Source organism: Caballeronia sp. AZ10_KS36, assembly GCF_023631105.1.
Classification (GTDB): Bacteria; Pseudomonadota; Gammaproteobacteria; order Burkholderiales; family Burkholderiaceae; genus Caballeronia.
In genome coordinates this window covers 1-14,615 of record NZ_JALQDQ010000023.1, presented here as the reverse complement: position 1 = coordinate 14,615, position 14,615 = coordinate 1, and the positions used below count along the sequence as shown (strand labels likewise).

The 14,615-nt window shown below is 64.3% G+C and carries 14 protein-coding genes and 2 pseudogenes; all 16 read right to left on the bottom strand.

Features of this window, described 5'->3' with window-relative positions:
* Positions 1-873: an acetyl-CoA carboxylase, carboxyltransferase subunit beta gene (gene accD / locus NCR35_RS14630; protein ID WP_244849793.1), complete on the bottom strand. Its 873-nt coding sequence runs from the start codon at positions 871-873 to the stop codon at positions 1-3.
* Positions 874-936: 63 nt separating this feature from the next.
* Entirely contained in the window at positions 937-1,740 is an 804-nt protein-coding gene (gene trpA, locus NCR35_RS14625) for a tryptophan synthase subunit alpha (protein ID WP_250534882.1), read from the bottom strand.
* A gap of 71 nt (positions 1,741-1,811) precedes the next feature.
* The gene (locus NCR35_RS14620; protein WP_250534881.1) at positions 1,812-2,639 is read right to left on the bottom strand and encodes a DNA-methyltransferase; all 828 of its coding nucleotides are present in this window, start codon (positions 2,637-2,639) and stop codon (positions 1,812-1,814) included.
* Between the two features lie 7 nt (positions 2,640-2,646).
* Positions 2,647-3,840: a tryptophan synthase subunit beta gene (trpB, locus tag NCR35_RS14615; protein WP_250534880.1), complete on the bottom strand. Its 1,194-nt coding sequence runs from the start codon at positions 3,838-3,840 to the stop codon at positions 2,647-2,649.
* Positions 3,841-3,886: 46 nt separating this feature from the next.
* Complete coding sequence (locus tag NCR35_RS14610) at positions 3,887-4,555, bottom strand: phosphoribosylanthranilate isomerase (protein ID WP_250534879.1); 669 nt, start codon at positions 4,553-4,555, stop codon at positions 3,887-3,889.
* Positions 4,552-5,355 carry a tRNA pseudouridine(38-40) synthase TruA gene (gene truA, locus NCR35_RS14605; protein ID WP_250534878.1) on the bottom strand — a complete coding sequence of 268 codons (804 nt, stop codon included), beginning with the start codon at positions 5,353-5,355 and terminating at the stop codon, positions 4,552-4,554. The genes NCR35_RS14610 and truA overlap by 4 nt, the downstream gene beginning before the upstream one ends.
* 1 nt (position 5,356) lies before the next feature.
* The gene (locus NCR35_RS14600) at positions 5,357-7,402 is read right to left on the bottom strand and encodes a FimV/HubP family polar landmark protein (protein ID WP_250534877.1); all 2,046 of its coding nucleotides are present in this window, start codon (positions 7,400-7,402) and stop codon (positions 5,357-5,359) included.
* Between the two features lie 175 nt (positions 7,403-7,577).
* Positions 7,578-8,699: an aspartate-semialdehyde dehydrogenase gene (gene asd, locus NCR35_RS14595; protein WP_250534876.1), complete on the bottom strand. Its 1,122-nt coding sequence runs from the start codon at positions 8,697-8,699 to the stop codon at positions 7,578-7,580.
* Between the two features lie 81 nt (positions 8,700-8,780).
* Positions 8,781-9,041, bottom strand: a complete 261-nt coding sequence (locus tag NCR35_RS14590; protein ID WP_250534875.1) for a hypothetical protein — start codon at positions 9,039-9,041, stop codon at positions 8,781-8,783.
* A 32-nt stretch (positions 9,042-9,073) separates the two neighbouring features.
* The gene (gene leuB / locus NCR35_RS14585; protein ID WP_250534874.1) at positions 9,074-10,141 is read right to left on the bottom strand and encodes a 3-isopropylmalate dehydrogenase; all 1,068 of its coding nucleotides are present in this window, start codon (positions 10,139-10,141) and stop codon (positions 9,074-9,076) included.
* Positions 10,142-10,171: 30 nt separating this feature from the next.
* The gene (gene leuD / locus NCR35_RS14580; RefSeq protein ID WP_175940913.1) at positions 10,172-10,822 is read right to left on the bottom strand and encodes a 3-isopropylmalate dehydratase small subunit; all 651 of its coding nucleotides are present in this window, start codon (positions 10,820-10,822) and stop codon (positions 10,172-10,174) included.
* Positions 10,823-10,846: 24 nt separating this feature from the next.
* A complete protein-coding gene (gene leuC, locus NCR35_RS14575; protein ID WP_175940912.1) occupies positions 10,847-12,256 on the bottom strand; it encodes a 3-isopropylmalate dehydratase large subunit in 1,410 nt (469 codons plus the stop codon).
* Between the two features lie 243 nt (positions 12,257-12,499).
* Positions 12,500-12,661: pseudogene (locus tag NCR35_RS30085) on the bottom strand (hypothetical protein); the annotation flags it as partial.
* Between the two features lie 111 nt (positions 12,662-12,772).
* On the bottom strand, positions 12,773-14,074 hold the full coding sequence (gene gltA, locus NCR35_RS14565; protein ID WP_244849784.1) for a citrate synthase: 1,302 nt from the start codon (positions 14,072-14,074) through the stop codon (positions 12,773-12,775).
* 166 nt (positions 14,075-14,240) lie between these two features.
* Positions 14,241-14,522 carry an FAD assembly factor SdhE gene (locus tag NCR35_RS14560; RefSeq protein ID WP_175940910.1) on the bottom strand — a complete coding sequence of 94 codons (282 nt, stop codon included), beginning with the start codon at positions 14,520-14,522 and terminating at the stop codon, positions 14,241-14,243.
* A 14-nt stretch (positions 14,523-14,536) separates the two neighbouring features.
* Positions 14,537-14,615 (bottom strand): annotated as a pseudogene (sdhB, locus tag NCR35_RS14555) (succinate dehydrogenase iron-sulfur subunit); the annotation flags it as partial.

The window sequence follows — 14,615 nt, the reverse complement described above, 5'->3', positions numbered from 1 at the left end:
TCAAGCCACCGAATCGGCCGGCTGTCGCGTCATCAGCGCCATCAACTGTGCGATTTCTTCGCGCATCTTGCGGCGATCCACGATCATGTCGATCGCGCCCTTCTGCAACAGGAATTCCGCGCGCTGGAAGCCTTCGGGCAGCTTCTCGCGCACCGTCTGCTCGATCACGCGCGGGCCGGCGAAGCCGATCAGCGCCTTCGGCTCCGCGATCACGACGTCGCCCAGGAACGCGAAGCTCGCGGACACGCCGCCCATCGTCGGGTCGGTGAGCACCGAGATGAACGGCAGTTTCGCGTCGGCCAGCTTGGTCAGCATGGCGGTGGTCTTCGCCATCTGCATCAGCGAAAGCAGGCTTTCCTGCATGCGCGCGCCGCCCGACGCCGTAAAGCAGATGAACGGCACATTCTGCTCCAGCGCGTTGCGCGCGCCCCGAGCGAAGCGTTCGCCGACCACCGAGCCCATCGAGCCGCCCATGAACGCGAACTCGAAGCACGCGACCACGCACGGCAGCGTATGGATCGCGCCGCCCATGACGACCATCGCGTCGGTTTCGTCGGTGTCTTCCATCGCCTCTTTCAGGCGGTCCGGATACTTGCGGCTGTCCTTGAACTTCAGCGCGTCGACCGGCACGATTTCCTGGCCGATTTCATAGCGGCCTTCCGGGTCCAGCAGGCGGTCGAGCCGCTCGCGCGCGCCGATACGCATGTGGTGGCTGCACTTCGGGCAAACATGCAGATTCGCCTCGACGTCGTTGCGGTACAGCACCGCCTCGCACGACGGACACTTCACCCACAGCCCTTCCGGGATGCCCTTGCGGTTCTTGGGATCGGTTTGCTTGATCTTGGGCGGCAGCAGTTTGTCGAGCCAGCTCATCGTTGTTCCTTGACTGATCGGGGCAGCGCCGCGCACCGTCGAAGACGGCCGCGGCGGCACATGTTATTTGGCGGAATCGAGCGCCGCGCGAATTTCCGCGATGAAGCTCGTGAGCGACGCGGCGGCCGTGTCCGGCGGCGCCTCTTCGAGCAACTGCACGAGCCGGCTTCCGATGACGACCGCGTCCGCGACTTCGGCGACGGCGCGGGCCGTCTCTGCGTCGCGAATGCCGAAACCGACGCCGACCGGCAGCGGCACCTGCGACTTGATGGCCGGGATTTTACTCGCGATGCTGGAAACGTCCAGATTTGCCGCGCCGGTCACACCCTTGAGCGACACGTAATACACGTAGCCGCTCGCGATCTTGCCGACCGCCGCCACGCGCTCGTCGGTCGATGTGGGCGCGAGCAGAAAAATCGGATCGATGCCGGCCGCGCGCATCGTCGCGCCGAAATCGCTGGCTTCCTCCGGCGGATAGTCGACGACGAGCACGCCGTCCACGCCCGCCTCTTTCGCGGCTTGCGCGAACGCGTCGGCGCCCATGCGTTCGATCGGATTCGCGTAGCCCATCAGCACGACGGGCGTGTCGGCGTCGGTCTCGCGAAAGCGCGCCACATCGGCGAGCACGCGCTTGAGCGTGACGCCGCGCGCCAGCGCGCGCTCCGACGAACGCTGGATGACGGGGCCATCGGCCATCGGATCGGAAAACGGCACGCCCAGTTCGATGACGTCCGCGCCGCCCCTGGCGAGCGCGTGCATGAATTCGACGGTTTGCTCGGGGTTCGGATCGCCCGCGGTGATGAACGGAATCAGCCCTTTGCGGCCTTGCGCGGCAAGCGTCGCGAAAGTGTTCTTGATACGGGACATGAGAATTCTCGTAAGCGTATTCGTTAGCGTCGATCATCGACGCGATCAGCGACGAAGCTGCGGCTCGCGCGCTATTCGGCGGTCTCGGTCTCGGCCGTCAGCGGCGCATCGAGCTTCGCCAGGCGGTTTTCCGCAATCGCGCAGTAGTCCGCGTTGATCTCGAAGCCCGTGAAAAGCCGGCCGTGGCGCGCGCAGGCAACGGCGGTCGTGCCGCTACCCATGAACGGATCGAGCACGCGGCCGCCCGGCGGACAACTCGCCAGCACCATGCGCTCGACGATCTCCAGCGGCTTTTGCGTCGGATGATCGACCCGCTCCGCGTGCTGCCGATGCAGCCGCGACACGGACCAGACGTCCTTCGGGTTGTAGCCCATTTCGAGCCACTTGCTGCCTTCGAAAATCTTGCGCGAGCGCGCCTTTTTCGTCGCTGCGTCGTAGGGAATGCGCACCGGATCAAGATCGAAGTAGTAATCCTTCGACACCGCGAAATAGCCGATGTTGTCGTGCACCGACGTGTATTTGCGCGTGGTTCCGCCCATGCTCGGCACGCGCCGGTCCCAGACGATCTCGTTGACCATCGTCATCCGGCGCTTCAGGAACACGAACAGTTCGGGCGAATACTGCCAGGTGCAGAAGATGTACATCGACCCGCTTTTCTTCAGCTTCGGTATCGCGATGTCCAGCCAGCGATACGTCCACGCAAGAAAGGCTTCGCCGGACAGCATGTCCGAGTCGTTCCCGTAGTCCTTGCCGAGCCCATAAGGCGGGTCGGCGACGATCAGATCGATCGACGCATCGGGAACGGAGGCGGCATCGGCGAGAAAATCGCGGTTCCGAATGTCGATGCCGACGCCTTGCAGCGCGCCGGCGGACATCGGTTCGTCGATAACGGTGCGCATCTGCGGCTTAGAACTGGATGCCCGATCGCTCGGCGACCGTGTGCATGTCCTTGTCGCCGCGGCCCGACAGGTTGACGAGCAGCACCTTGTCGCGCGGCAGCGTTTTCGCGAGCTTCGCGCCGTACGCCAGCGCGTGACTCGACTCCAGCGCCGGAATGATGCCCTCGATACGGCAGCAGTCGTGGAACGCCTTGAGCGCCTCGTCGTCCGTGATGCCGACGTACTCGGCGCGGCCCGCGTCCTTCAGCCACGCGTGCTCCGGACCGACGCCCGGATAGTCGAGCCCCGCCGACACCGAGTGCGTCTCGATGATCTGGCCGTTGTCGTCCTGCAAGAGATACGTGCGATTGCCGTGCAGCACGCCGGGGCTTCCGCCCATGAGCGACGCCGCGTGCCGGCCGGTGTCGATACCGTCGCCCGCCGCTTCGACGCCGATCAAACGCACGGCTTCATCTTCGATATACGGATAAAAGATGCCCATTGCATTCGATCCGCCGCCGACGCACGCGATCACGGCATCCGGCTGACGGCCCGCCATCTCGGGCATCTGCACGCGGCATTCGTCGCCGATCACGCGCTGGAAGTCGCGCACCATCATCGGATAAGGATGCGGCCCGGCCACGGTGCCGATGATGTAGAACGTGTTTTCGACGTTCGTCACCCAGTCGCGCATGGCCTCGTTGAGCGCGTCCTTCAGCGTGCGCGAGCCCGATTCCACCGGCACGACGGTCGCGCCCAGCAGCTTCATGCGATAGACGTTTGCCGCCTGTCGCTTCACGTCCTCGGCGCCCATGTAGACCACGCACTCCATGCCGAAGCGCGCCGCGATGGTCGCGGTCGCCACGCCGTGCTGCCCCGCGCCGGTCTCGGCGATGACGCGCGGTTTGCCCATCTTGCGCGCGAGCAGCGCCTGCCCGATTACGTTGTTGACCTTGTGCGCGCCCGTATGATTCAGGTCTTCGCGCTTCAGATAAAGCTGCGCGCCGCCGAGCATGTCGCTCCAGCGTTTCGCGTGATAGATCGGGGAAGGACGGCCGACGTAATGCTTCAGTTCGTAGTCGTATTCGGCCTGGAATGCCGGGTCCTGGCGGGCTGCGTCGTAGGCTTGGCGCAGTTCGTCCAGCGCGTGAATAAGCGTTTCGGAAACGAACACGCCGCCATATTGGCCGAAGTGGCCTCTTTCGTCAGGCAAGTTGTACATTGCGTCACTCTCTCGGTGGCGAGCCATGGTTGGCCCGCAGTCGGAATCAGCCGGCGTCCGCTTCGCGCACTGCGCGCACGAACGCGGTCATTCGGGCGGAATCTTTCACGCCCTTGGCGCCCGGCACTTCGATGCCGCTCGAGACATCGACCGCGAACGGGCGCACGCGCCGGATGGCGTCACTGACGTTTTGCGCGTTCAACCCACCACTCAAAACGGCCCGATGCCCGAGATCTGTTGGAATAAGTGACCAATCGAATACCTTTCCACCGCCGCCGAAGCCCTCGACGAGAGCGTCGAGCAAAATACCGCCCGCCGCCGCATAGTTAAGCGACGATTCTACCAAATCGCTTGCGGCCGCATCAGGCCCTACGCGCACCGCGCGCCACCAGGGCAAACCCGCAATCGCGGCCAGTTCGGCGCATTGTTCCGGGGTTTCGTCGCCGTGGAATTGCAGCAGCGAGAGCGGCACGTTCGACGTCACCTCGCGCACCCATTCCGGCGTCGCGTTGACGAACAGGCCGACCGCCGCCACCAGCGGCGGCACGTAGCGGCACAGTTCCGCCGCTTCGGACACGGTCAGCGAGCGCGGACTCGGCGGATAGAAGACGAAACCCACGGCATCCGCGCCCAGCGCGACGGCGTGCTCGACGTGCTCAACTGTCGAGAGCCCGCATAGCTTGATTCTGGTCCGGTGCAAATCTTGATCTGTCATGGCTGGTCGGCCCAAACGGCGCTCCACGGCATGCTTGCGATATGCGGCGGCGGAACCGCGAAACGCTCGGGGTATCCGACTTCCGCGAGATAAAGCCCGTCGGGCATGAAGGTCGGCGCGGCGGCGCGACGGTCGCGCGCTTCGAGCACGTCGGCCATCCACGACGCGGGATGTCGTCCGCGCCCGATCGCCACGAAGCAGCCCATCAAGTTACGCACCATGTGATGCAGGAACGCATTCGCCCGAAACCGAAAGTGGATGAAATCGCCCTGTTCGCGCACGTCGATCCGATAAAGATGCTTGACCGGCGTCTTCGACTGGCAATCGGCCGCGCGAAACGACGAGAAATCGTGCTCGCCGATGAGGCAACCGGCGGAATCGCGCATGGCGGCGACGTCCAGCGGCGTGTGCACCCAGCCCGCGCGTTTCGCCAGCATGGGTGAACGTACCGGATTGACGTACAAAACGTAAAAGTACGTGCGCTCGAAGGCCGCGAAACGGGCGTGGAAGTCGTCGGGCATCGCCTTGGCCCACTGCACCGCGACCGAACTCGGCAGAAACGCGTTCGTCCCGCGCACCCACGAAAAATCGGTACGGTCCAGTTCGGTGTCGAAGTGCACCACTTGCCCGAGGCCGTGCACGCCCGTGTCCGTGCGTCCGGCGACGACCGTCTGAACCGGCGTCTGCGTGAATTCCGCGAGCGCGCGCTCGAGTTCATTCTGCACCGTATTGCCGTGCGGCTGCGATTGCCAGCCGCAAAACCCCGCCCCGTCGTACTGAACGCCCAACGCTATGCGCATATCAGGAGTGCGGCGCGAGCGTCGAGAGCAAGCCGGCCGCTTGCTGGCGCGTCGCCTGATCGTTCGATGCGATCACTTCCTGCAACAACGTGCGAGCGCCCGACAGATCGCCCAATTCGATATATTCCACCGCCAATTCGAGCTTATTGCGCGCGATGGTCGCCAGTTGCGCGGCGGTCAGCGCGGGCAGCGGCTCCGTGTGGCTGGATGGCAAGTCCAGATTGAAGTCGAGACTCAACGGGCCGAACTGCGTCGCCCCCAGCCCGGCGACCGACGGCGCGCCGGCTGTTCCCGCTTCGATACGCGCGGCGGCAGACGAGTGAACCTCGTCGGCAACCGACGGCAGCGCGAACGCCTGCGCCTCGTGGGCCGCGTCGGTCTCGGCAATCGGCTGCGGAACGAACGGCTCCTGTCCGACCGACGCGTGCGATGGCGCGTCATGGCGCGGAGCGTGGTCGTCGGAAGGCGGAGCGAGCGTCAGTTCCATGCGAGGCGGCAGGCTCATGTCGAGCGAGTCCAGCGCCTGGACAGCTTCGGTCGGAAACTTGGGCATCGGGAAGCGATCGGCGGACACCGGTTCGTCGTCCTCGACGCCCGCAGGATGCTGCTCGACGTCGCGCGCGGCTTGCTCCTCGACGGCGCGTTGTTGCGCTGCGCGCTGCTCCGCCGCTTGCTGCTGGGCGGCAACCGCCTGCGCTTCGCGCAACTCGGCTTCGCGAGCGATGATTTCGCGCGCCGCCGCCTCGCGAGCCTGATGCGCCTGCGCTTCCTGTTCGGCGGCTTCGCGCGACGCCTCGTCGCGGCCGGCAAGCTCGCGCTCCAATGCTTCGCGCGCTGCGGCTTCACGCGCGCGAACTTCGCGCTCCTCCGCTTCTCGCGCGGCGGCCTGCCGCGCGGCGGCTTCGCGTTCTTCGGCTTCCCACTTTTCGGCTTCGTGCGCTGCGGCTTCGCGCGCGGCGATTTCGCGCGCATGCGCCTCGTGAGCCTCATGCGTTTGCGCGTCGGCCGTTGCTGCGTGCGAAAGCGGCGGAACGAAGGCCGCGTGAGCCGCAGCCGGCGGCGTCGGAATCAACGGCTCGGCCGGCTGCGTGCGATTCGGCTGGTCCGTGCGCGCTTCGGGCGTTCTGGCGGACTCGGGCGCGTCATCCGCCGACGGCGTCGCGAAAGACTGCGCCGCTTCGTAGCTTGCGAGGCTTGCGGCGACGGCGTTCAGTTCGGATTGATCGCGCTCGACGGCGGTGCCTTCGAGATCGGCTGCCGATTCAGGACGCGGCGGCGTCGGCGCGGGAACCGGCGCGGGCGGCTGCTGGCGGGCTTCGGCTTCGGCCTGAGCGCGGCGCTTGTTGCGGCGGAGCAGCAGAAACAGCAGCAAAGCGATGACCGCGAGAACGAGCGCGATCACCTTCGGATCGATGCCGCCGTGGGCTTGCGGCGCGCTATCGGATGCGGGCGCGCTCGCGACGGGCGCGACGGCAGGCGCTGCCTCCGGCGCGGCTTGCGATGCCGCCGAAGCCGTGGCCGGCGTGGCCGGCTCGCTCGCGGCCGGTTCGGCGGCGGACGCCGCCGGCTGAACCGGCGCGGTTTCGACGGCCGGCGACGACGACTGCGCTGCACTGGCCGCATTCGCCGACGGGGCGCTCGGCTGGACTGCCTGCGGCGCCGACGCCAGCGGCGTTGCGTTGTCAGAGGCCGCGCCCACATCCGCGCCCGGAACGTTCAACACCGCGCCGAGCTTCAGCCGATTGATGTCGTGACCCGCGAACGCGTTCGGGTTCGCATCGAACAGCGCGCGCGCCATCTTCTCCTTCACGGCCCGCTCTTTCGAACCGGTCAGTTCGCCCGCGATATCGCTCAGCGACTGCCCCGGCTTCACGGCGTACCGCTGCGCGGGCGCATTGCCGGGTGCGGCGGTATCGGCTGTCGCGCCGCTCGCCTGCGCGAACGCCGCGCCGGAATTCGTCCAGAGCGCCGCGCACAGAACGGCGCTGGCCGCGGCAAACGCCGCACGCGATGACGGGATGAAGGACCGGCGGGGTCGTCGAATCATTGAAGCTCCAGAAGTACGGCGAAGGTTGATACGAACAGCAAGACTGATGCGCGCCCCAATCGTACGACCGGTCGATTCGCTCGCAGTCCCAAAAATGCGGCTCCATAAACAAAAAGCGCCGCGATAACGCGACGCTTCCTGGACGAGGTCCGCGCTCTCAGGCGCGTAGTTTACTTTACTTGTCCAACAGAATGCGAAGCATGCGGCGCAACGGCTCCGCGGCGCCCCACAGCAGCTGGTCGCCGACGGTGAACGCCGACAGGTATTCGCCGCCCATCGCGAGCTTGCGCAGACGGCCGACCGGCACCGTCAGCGTGCCGGTGACGACTGCCGGCGACAGATCGCGCATCGACGCTTCGCGCTCGTTCGGCACGACCTTCACCCAGTCGTTCGCCGAAGCCAAAATGCCGTTGATTTCGTCGAGCGGCACGTCCTTGTTGAGCTTGATGGTCAGCGCCTGCGAGTGGCAGCGCATCGCGCCGATGCGCACGCACAGGCCATCGACCGGAATCGAACCCGGCTGGCCCATTGCCGGCTTGCCGAGAATCTTGTTGGTTTCCGCGCCGCCCTTCCACTCTTCCTTCGACATGCCGTTGCCGAGATCCTTGTCGATCCACGGAATCAGCGAGCCGGCGAGCGGCACGCCGAAATGGTCGGTCGGCATGGCGTCGCTGTTCATCGTGGCGAGCACCTTGCGGTCGATATCCAGAATGGCCGACGACGGATTCGCGAGATCGCCCGCCACCGACGCGTTCAGCGCGCCCATTTGCGACAGCAGTTCGCGCATGTTCTGCGCGCCCGCGCCCGATGCGGCCTGGTACGTCATGGCCGTCATCCAGTCGACGAGGTTTTCGCGGAAGAGGCCGCCCAACGCCATCAGCATCAGGCTGACCGTGCAGTTGCCGCCGATGAAATCGCGCCCGCCCTTGACGAGCGAATCCTTAATGACGTCGAGATTCACCGGATCGAGGATGATGACCGCGTCGTCCTTCATGCGCAGCGCCGAGGCCGCATCGATCCAGTAGCCCTTCCAGCCCGCCGCGCGCAGCTTCGGATACACGTCGTTCGTGTAGTCGCCGCCCTGGCAGGTGATGATGGCGTCGCACTTCTTCAGGTCGTCGATGCTCGTCGCGTCTTTGAGCTTCGTCTCGTTTTTGGCGAACGACGGCGCGTTGCCGCCCGCATTGCTGGTGCTGAAAAACACCGGTTCGATCAGGTCGAAATCGCCTTCCTGCTGCATGCGCTGCATCAGCACGCTGCCGACCATGCCGCGCCAACCCACGAGACCTACGTTCATGACTAACCTTATTTGTTGAGGCTTCCCCGCATCCTTACCCGGCGTGGCCGCGCGGGGAAGACGCTCGGACACGAGGGACGATCAGCGAATCGTGATCGCTTTGATGGAGACTTTCGTAATGCGCGTTTTCGACGTGCCGATAGTGCCGATAGCGCCAGTGGTGGCGATGCCGTCGATGCGCGTGACGAGGGCGAAGCCGGTCGCGCGAGCGTCAATGCCGCGGCCGATGCAATCCGTAGAGAATTGAAAGTTCTTCGCCATGACCAAAGAATATACACGAAACGCGGCGTTTTCGTCGGAAGTACCGTCTTTCCAGTGAAATCGCCGCGAATTGCGCGTCAACTGTACCGACTCGGGCGATCCCGAGACGGACATTACAGCGCGGCCAGCACCGCGTCGCCCATTTCCTTCGTGCCGACGGTCCTGCCGTCCTGCGTCGCGATATCGCCCGTGCGGTAGCCCTGCTCCAGCACCTTCTTCACGGCGTTCTCGATGCGATCCGCCTGCTCAGTCTTGCCGAGCGAATAACGCAGCATCATCGCGGCCGACAGAATGGTGGCGAGCGGATTGGCCACGCCCTTGCCCGCGATATCCGGCGCGGAACCGTGCGACGGCTCGTACAGGCCCTTGTTGTTCTTGTCGAGCGACGCCGACGGCAGCATGCCGATGGAGCCGGTCAGCATCGCGGCTTCGTCGGACAGAATGTCGCCGAACATGTTGCCGGTCACGACCACGTCGAATGCCTTCGGCGCCTTGACGAGCTGCATCGCCGCGTTGTCCACATACATGTGCGACAGCTCGACGTCCGCGTATTCCTTCGCGACGTCGATCATCGTGTCGCGCCACAGTTGCGACGTTTCCAGCACGTTGGCCTTGTCGACGCTCGTCAGCTTTTTCTGGCGCTTTTGCGCGGCCTGAAACGCGACGTGCGCGATACGGCGCACTTCGGGCTCCGAATAGCGCATCGTGTCGAAACCTTCGCGCGCGCCTTCGAACGGGCCGTCCGGCGCTTGCCGCACGCCGCGCGGCTGGCCGAAGTAGATGTCGCCGTTCAGTTCGCGCACGATCAGGATGTCGAGCCCCGACACGATTTCCGCTTTCAGCGACGAAGCGGCCGTCAGTTGCGGATAGCAGATTGCCGGACGGAAGTTCGCGAAGAGCTGCAGATGCTTGCGCAGGCCGAGAATCGCTTGCTCCGGGCGCAGCGCGCGCTCGAGCGAGTCGTACTTCCAGTCGCCGACCGCGCCGAAGAGAATCGCGTCCGCTTCTTTCGCGAGCGCGAGCGTCTCGTCGGGCAGCGGATGCCCCTTCGCCTCGTAACCCGCGCCGCCGACAGGCGCCTCTTCCAGCTCGAATCGTTCGCCGAGCGCGTTCAGCACCTTGACCGCTTCGGCCGTGATTTCCGGACCGATCCCGTCGCCGGGGAGCACTGCAATCTTCATGTGGCTTCCTTCTACGTGTGCGTGTTTCGTTTATCCGACGAGCCGATTGTTCAGCCACGGCTGCTTCGCGAGCCGCTCGGCTTCGAACTGCTTGATCTTGTCCGCGTGGCGCAGCGTGAGACCGATGTCGTCGAAACCGTTCAGCAGGCAATACTTGCGAAAACCGGGCACGTCGAACGCGTACTCGGTACCGTCGCCCGTACGCACGACTTGCGCTTCGAGATCGATGGTCAGCTTGAAGCCGACGAACGCGTACGTCTCGTTGAAGAGCTTGTCGACCTGTTGCTCCGACAGCACCACCGGCAGCAGGCCGTTCTTGAAGCAGTTGTTATAGAAAATGTCCGCGAAGCTCGGCGCGATGATCGCGCGAAAACCGTACTGTTCCAGCGCCCACGGCGCATGCTCGCGCGAGCTGCCGCAGCCGAAGTTCTTGCGCGTGAGCAGAATCGACGCGCCCTGATAGCGCGGCTGGTTCAGCACGAAGTCAGGATTCAGCGGACGCTTGCTGTTGTCCTGCCCAGGCTGGCCGACGTCCAGATAGCGCCATTCATCGAACGCGTTCGGGCCGAAACCGGTGCGCTTGATCGACTTCAGAAACTGCTTCGGGATGATCGCGTCGGTATCGACGTTCTCGCGGTCCAGCGGCGCGACGAGGCCGCTATGCACGGTGAATTTCTCCATGATCTGTCTCTGTGTCCCGTTGGGTTACGCGAGCTTGCGCACGTCGACGAAGTGACCTTCGATGGCTGCCGCCGCGGCCATCGCCGGGCTGACGAGGTGCGTGCGGCCGCCCGCGCCCTGACGCCCTTCGAAGTTGCGGTTCGACGTCGATGCGCAGCGTTCGCCCGGCTCCAGGCGGTCCGCGTTCATCGCGAGGCACATGGAGCAGCCCGGCTCGCGCCACTCGAAACCGGCGTTGGTGAAGATCTTGTCGAGCCCTTCGCGCTCGGCCTGCGCCTTCACGAGACCGGAGCCCGGCACGACCATCGCCGTGCGGATGTTCGACGCCACGCGCTTGCCGAGCGACTTCACCACGTACGCGGCGGCGCGCAGGTCTTCGATGCGCGCGTTCGTGCACGAGCCGATGAAAATCTTGTCCGGCTTGATCGATTCGATCGGCGTGTTCGGCTGCAGCGCCATGTAGTGCAGCGCGCGCTCCATGGCATCGCGCTTGACCGGGTCTTTTTCGCGCTCGGGATCGGGCACGCGACCGTCGATGGACGTCACCATTTCCGGCGACGTGCCCCACGTGACTTGCGGCACGATCTCGGCGGCGTTGATTTCCACGACGCGATCGAAATGCGCGTCCGGGTCCGACTTGAGCGTGCGCCAGTACTCGACTGCCTGATTCCACTCGACGCCCTGCGGCGAATACGGACGATCCTTCAGATAGTTGATGGTCGTATCGTCGACAGCGACCATGCCCGCGCGCGCGCCCGCTTCGATCGCCATGTTGCAGACCGTCATGCGGCCTTCCATGCTGAGCGCGCGAATGGTGGAGCCGCCGAACTCGATGGCGTAGCCCGTGCCGCCCGCCGTGCCGATCTTGCCGATGACCGCGAGCGCGATGTCCTTGCCCGTGCAGCCGCGCGGCAACGGGCCTTCCACCTTCACGAGCATGTTCTTGCTCTTCTTTTGCAGGAGCGTTTGCGTGGCGAGCACGTGCTCCACTTCCGACGTGCCGATGCCGTGCGCGAGCGCGCCGAACGCGCCGTGCGTGGACGTGTGCGAGTCGCCGCAGACGATGGTCATGCCCGGCAGCGTCGCGCCCTGCTCCGGCCCGATGATATGCACGATGCCCTGACGCAGGTCGTTCATCTTGAACTGCGTGATGCCGAACTCGTCGCAATTGGCGTCGAGCGTATCGACTTGCAGCTTCGACACCGGATCGGCGATGCCTTGCGAGCGGTCGGTGGTCGGCACGTTGTGATCGGACACGGCCAGATTCGCGCTGATGCGCCAGACGGGACGCTGATGCAGCTTCAGCCCTTCGAAGGCTTGCGGGCTCGTCACTTCATGCAGCAGATGACGGTCGATATAGAGGATCGAGGTGCCGTCCTCTTCGGTGTGGATGACGTGCGAGTTCCACAACTTGTCGTAGAGAGTCTGGGACATGGTGAGCGCTTCTCAGATGACTGCGGGATGACGCTGCTTCGCTTCGTCGGCAGCTTGTTGGACGATTATGCCACCTTCGCGCGCCGCGTGGGTACTAGGCTAAGGCAAAAAAGCTATTGAAAACATGGGGTTATGGTAGTGGTATCAGTACCCGGATGGGCAGTACCAGCCTAACGTTTTCTTGCGTTTCAATGCTGGAGCACCGCGTTGACGCCGAGTTCTTCCGCGACTTTCTGCAAGCGCTTATCGCGTGTCCAGATCTTTACGCCCTTTCTGCCGACGACGGCGAGCGCCTTCAACGTCCGGCTGACTGCCGCCGAGGCTCGCAAGCCGCCGCGCTGCTTCGCGTTGCACGAGCGCCTTGAGTGCCTCGTGAACAATTGCGGATGTGTTGGTCAGACCGGTGCGATAGTCGTTCGCATATCAGTATCCCCGTCGATCCTGTCATCCACCACGCAAAAAGGCCCCGGCAGTCGCCCGCCGGGGCCTTCAACCCTACTTCATTCGTGAATCGGCTTACCGCTGATCGAGCGGCTTCGCTTCACGCGGCGTATGCCCGACGAACAACTGACGCGGACGGCCGATCTTCTGCTCGGGATCCGCAATCATCTCGTTCCACTGCGCGATCCAGCCGACGGTACGCGCCATTGCGAAGATGCAGGTGAACATCGACGTCGGAATGCCGAGCGCGCGCTGCACGATACCCGAGTAGAAATCGACGTTCGGGTACAGCTTGCGCGACACGAAGTACTCGTCTTCCAGCGCGATCTTTTCCAGTTCCATCGCGAGCTTGAAGAGCGGGTCGTCGTGCAGGCCGAGCTCGTTCAGCACTTCGTGGCAGGTTTCGCGCATCAGCTTGGCGCGCGGATCGTAGTTCTTGTAGACGCGGTGGCCGAAGCCCATCAGCTTCACGCCCGAATTCTTGTCCTTCACCTGCTTGATGAATTCGGGAATGTTCTCGACCGAGCCGATCTCTTCCAGCATGTTCAGCGCGGCTTCGTTCGCGCCGCCGTGCGCCGGGCCCCACAGACACGCGATACCGGCCGCGATACACGCGAACGGATTCGCGCCCGACGAGCCCGCGAGACGCACGGTGGACGTCGACGCGTTCTGCTCGTGATCCGCGTGCAGAATCAGAATACGGTCGAGCGCGCGCACCAGCACGTCGTTGACCTTGTACTCTTCGCACGGGTTCGAGAACATCATGTGCATGAAGTTCGCGCTGTACGACAGCTCGTTGCGCGGATACACGAACGGCTGGCCGATGCTGAACTTGTACGCCATCGCGACGAGCGTCGGCAGCTTCGCGATCATGCGGATCGCGGAGACTTCGCGGTGACGCGGGTCGTTGATGTTGAGCGAATCGTGATAGAACGCCGACAGCGCGCCGACTGCCGCGGTCAGCACGGCCATCGGGTGCGCGTCGCGACGGAAGCCGCGGAAGAAGAAGTGCATCTGCTCATGCACCATCGTGTGACGCGTCACCGTGTCGACGAATTCCTTGTTCTGCGCCGCGTTCGGCAGTTCGCCCTTCAGCAGCAGATAGCAGGTTTCGAGGAAGTCGGCGTTCACGGCCAGTTGCTCGATCGGGTAGCCGCGATACAGCAGCTCGCCCTTGTCGCCGTCGATATACGTGATCGCGGAATTACACGCCGCCGTCGACATGAAGCCCGGGTCGTACGTGAACTTGCCGGTCTGCCCGTACAACTTGCGGATGTCGATCACGTCCGGGCCCATCGTGCCCTTGTAGATCGGCATTTCGACGCTCGGCGAGTTGTCGCTGAACGATAGCGTGGCTTTAACATCTGACGGGGTCATAGCACATCCTCAATCGAAGTATGGATACAGGTTTTCGATAATTTGCACGACGGAAGCTGCGCGGCAACGCTTCAGGGTAGCCGCGAGTGCTCAGGCTGGTCGTCGCTTGGTGTTTCGGCCCGGTTGCTGCGCGTATTGTGCAAAACTCCCGGGATCTCTGCCGAAATCACACCGAACGCAGCCACTGCAGCAGGCGCATCACGTCCGGCGTGGCGAGATCGCCTTCCGGTTCGGTGCGCGCGAGCAGCAGGTCCATCAGTTCGTTGTCGCTCAGCTCCAGCAGGCGGGTCAATGCGGCCACGTCGGCGTCGCTGAGGTCATGCTCATATCGGCTGAAAAAACGCTCGAAGATCAGATCGTTTTCCAGCAAGCCGCGCCGCGCGCGCCAGCGAAGACGCGCACGGCGAAGAGGGTCGGACTGATGCGAGTCGTCTTGCTTGTCGACCATGTCATCATCCTTTGTCAAACCGCCCGCCGCACCAGCATTTCCCTGATCTTGCCGATGGCCTTCGTCGGGTTGAGTCCCTTCGGGCACACATCG

Excerpts from the sequence above, each read along its gene's own strand:
- NCR35_RS14620 (WP_250534881.1), bottom strand. The coding sequence starts at position 2,639 with ATGCGCACCGTTATCGACGAACCGATGTCCGCCGGCGCGCTGCAAGGC.
- leuD (WP_175940913.1), bottom strand. The coding sequence starts at position 10,822 with ATGGAGAAATTCACCGTGCATAGCGGCCTCGTCGCGCCGCTGGACCGC.
- NCR35_RS14610 (WP_250534879.1), bottom strand. The coding sequence starts at position 4,555 with ATGACAGATCAAGATTTGCACCGGACCAGAATCAAGCTATGCGGGCTC.
- trpB (WP_250534880.1), bottom strand. The coding sequence starts at position 3,840 with ATGTACAACTTGCCTGACGAAAGAGGCCACTTCGGCCAATATGGCGGC.
- NCR35_RS14560 (WP_175940910.1), bottom strand. The coding sequence starts at position 14,522 with ATGGTCGACAAGCAAGACGACTCGCATCAGTCCGACCCTCTTCGCCGT.
- leuC (WP_175940912.1), bottom strand. The coding sequence starts at position 12,256 with ATGTCCCAGACTCTCTACGACAAGTTGTGGAACTCGCACGTCATCCAC.
- truA (WP_250534878.1), bottom strand. The coding sequence starts at position 5,355 with ATGCGCATAGCGTTGGGCGTTCAGTACGACGGGGCGGGGTTTTGCGGC.
- NCR35_RS14600 (WP_250534877.1), bottom strand. The coding sequence starts at position 7,402 with ATGATTCGACGACCCCGCCGGTCCTTCATCCCGTCATCGCGTGCGGCG.
- accD (WP_244849793.1), bottom strand. The coding sequence starts at position 873 with ATGAGCTGGCTCGACAAACTGCTGCCGCCCAAGATCAAGCAAACCGAT.
- asd (WP_250534876.1), bottom strand. The coding sequence starts at position 8,699 with ATGAACGTAGGTCTCGTGGGTTGGCGCGGCATGGTCGGCAGCGTGCTG.
- gltA (WP_244849784.1), bottom strand. The coding sequence starts at position 14,074 with ATGACCCCGTCAGATGTTAAAGCCACGCTATCGTTCAGCGACAACTCG.
- trpA (WP_250534882.1), bottom strand. The coding sequence starts at position 1,740 with ATGTCCCGTATCAAGAACACTTTCGCGACGCTTGCCGCGCAAGGCCGC.
- leuB (WP_250534874.1), bottom strand. The coding sequence starts at position 10,141 with ATGAAGATTGCAGTGCTCCCCGGCGACGGGATCGGTCCGGAAATCACG.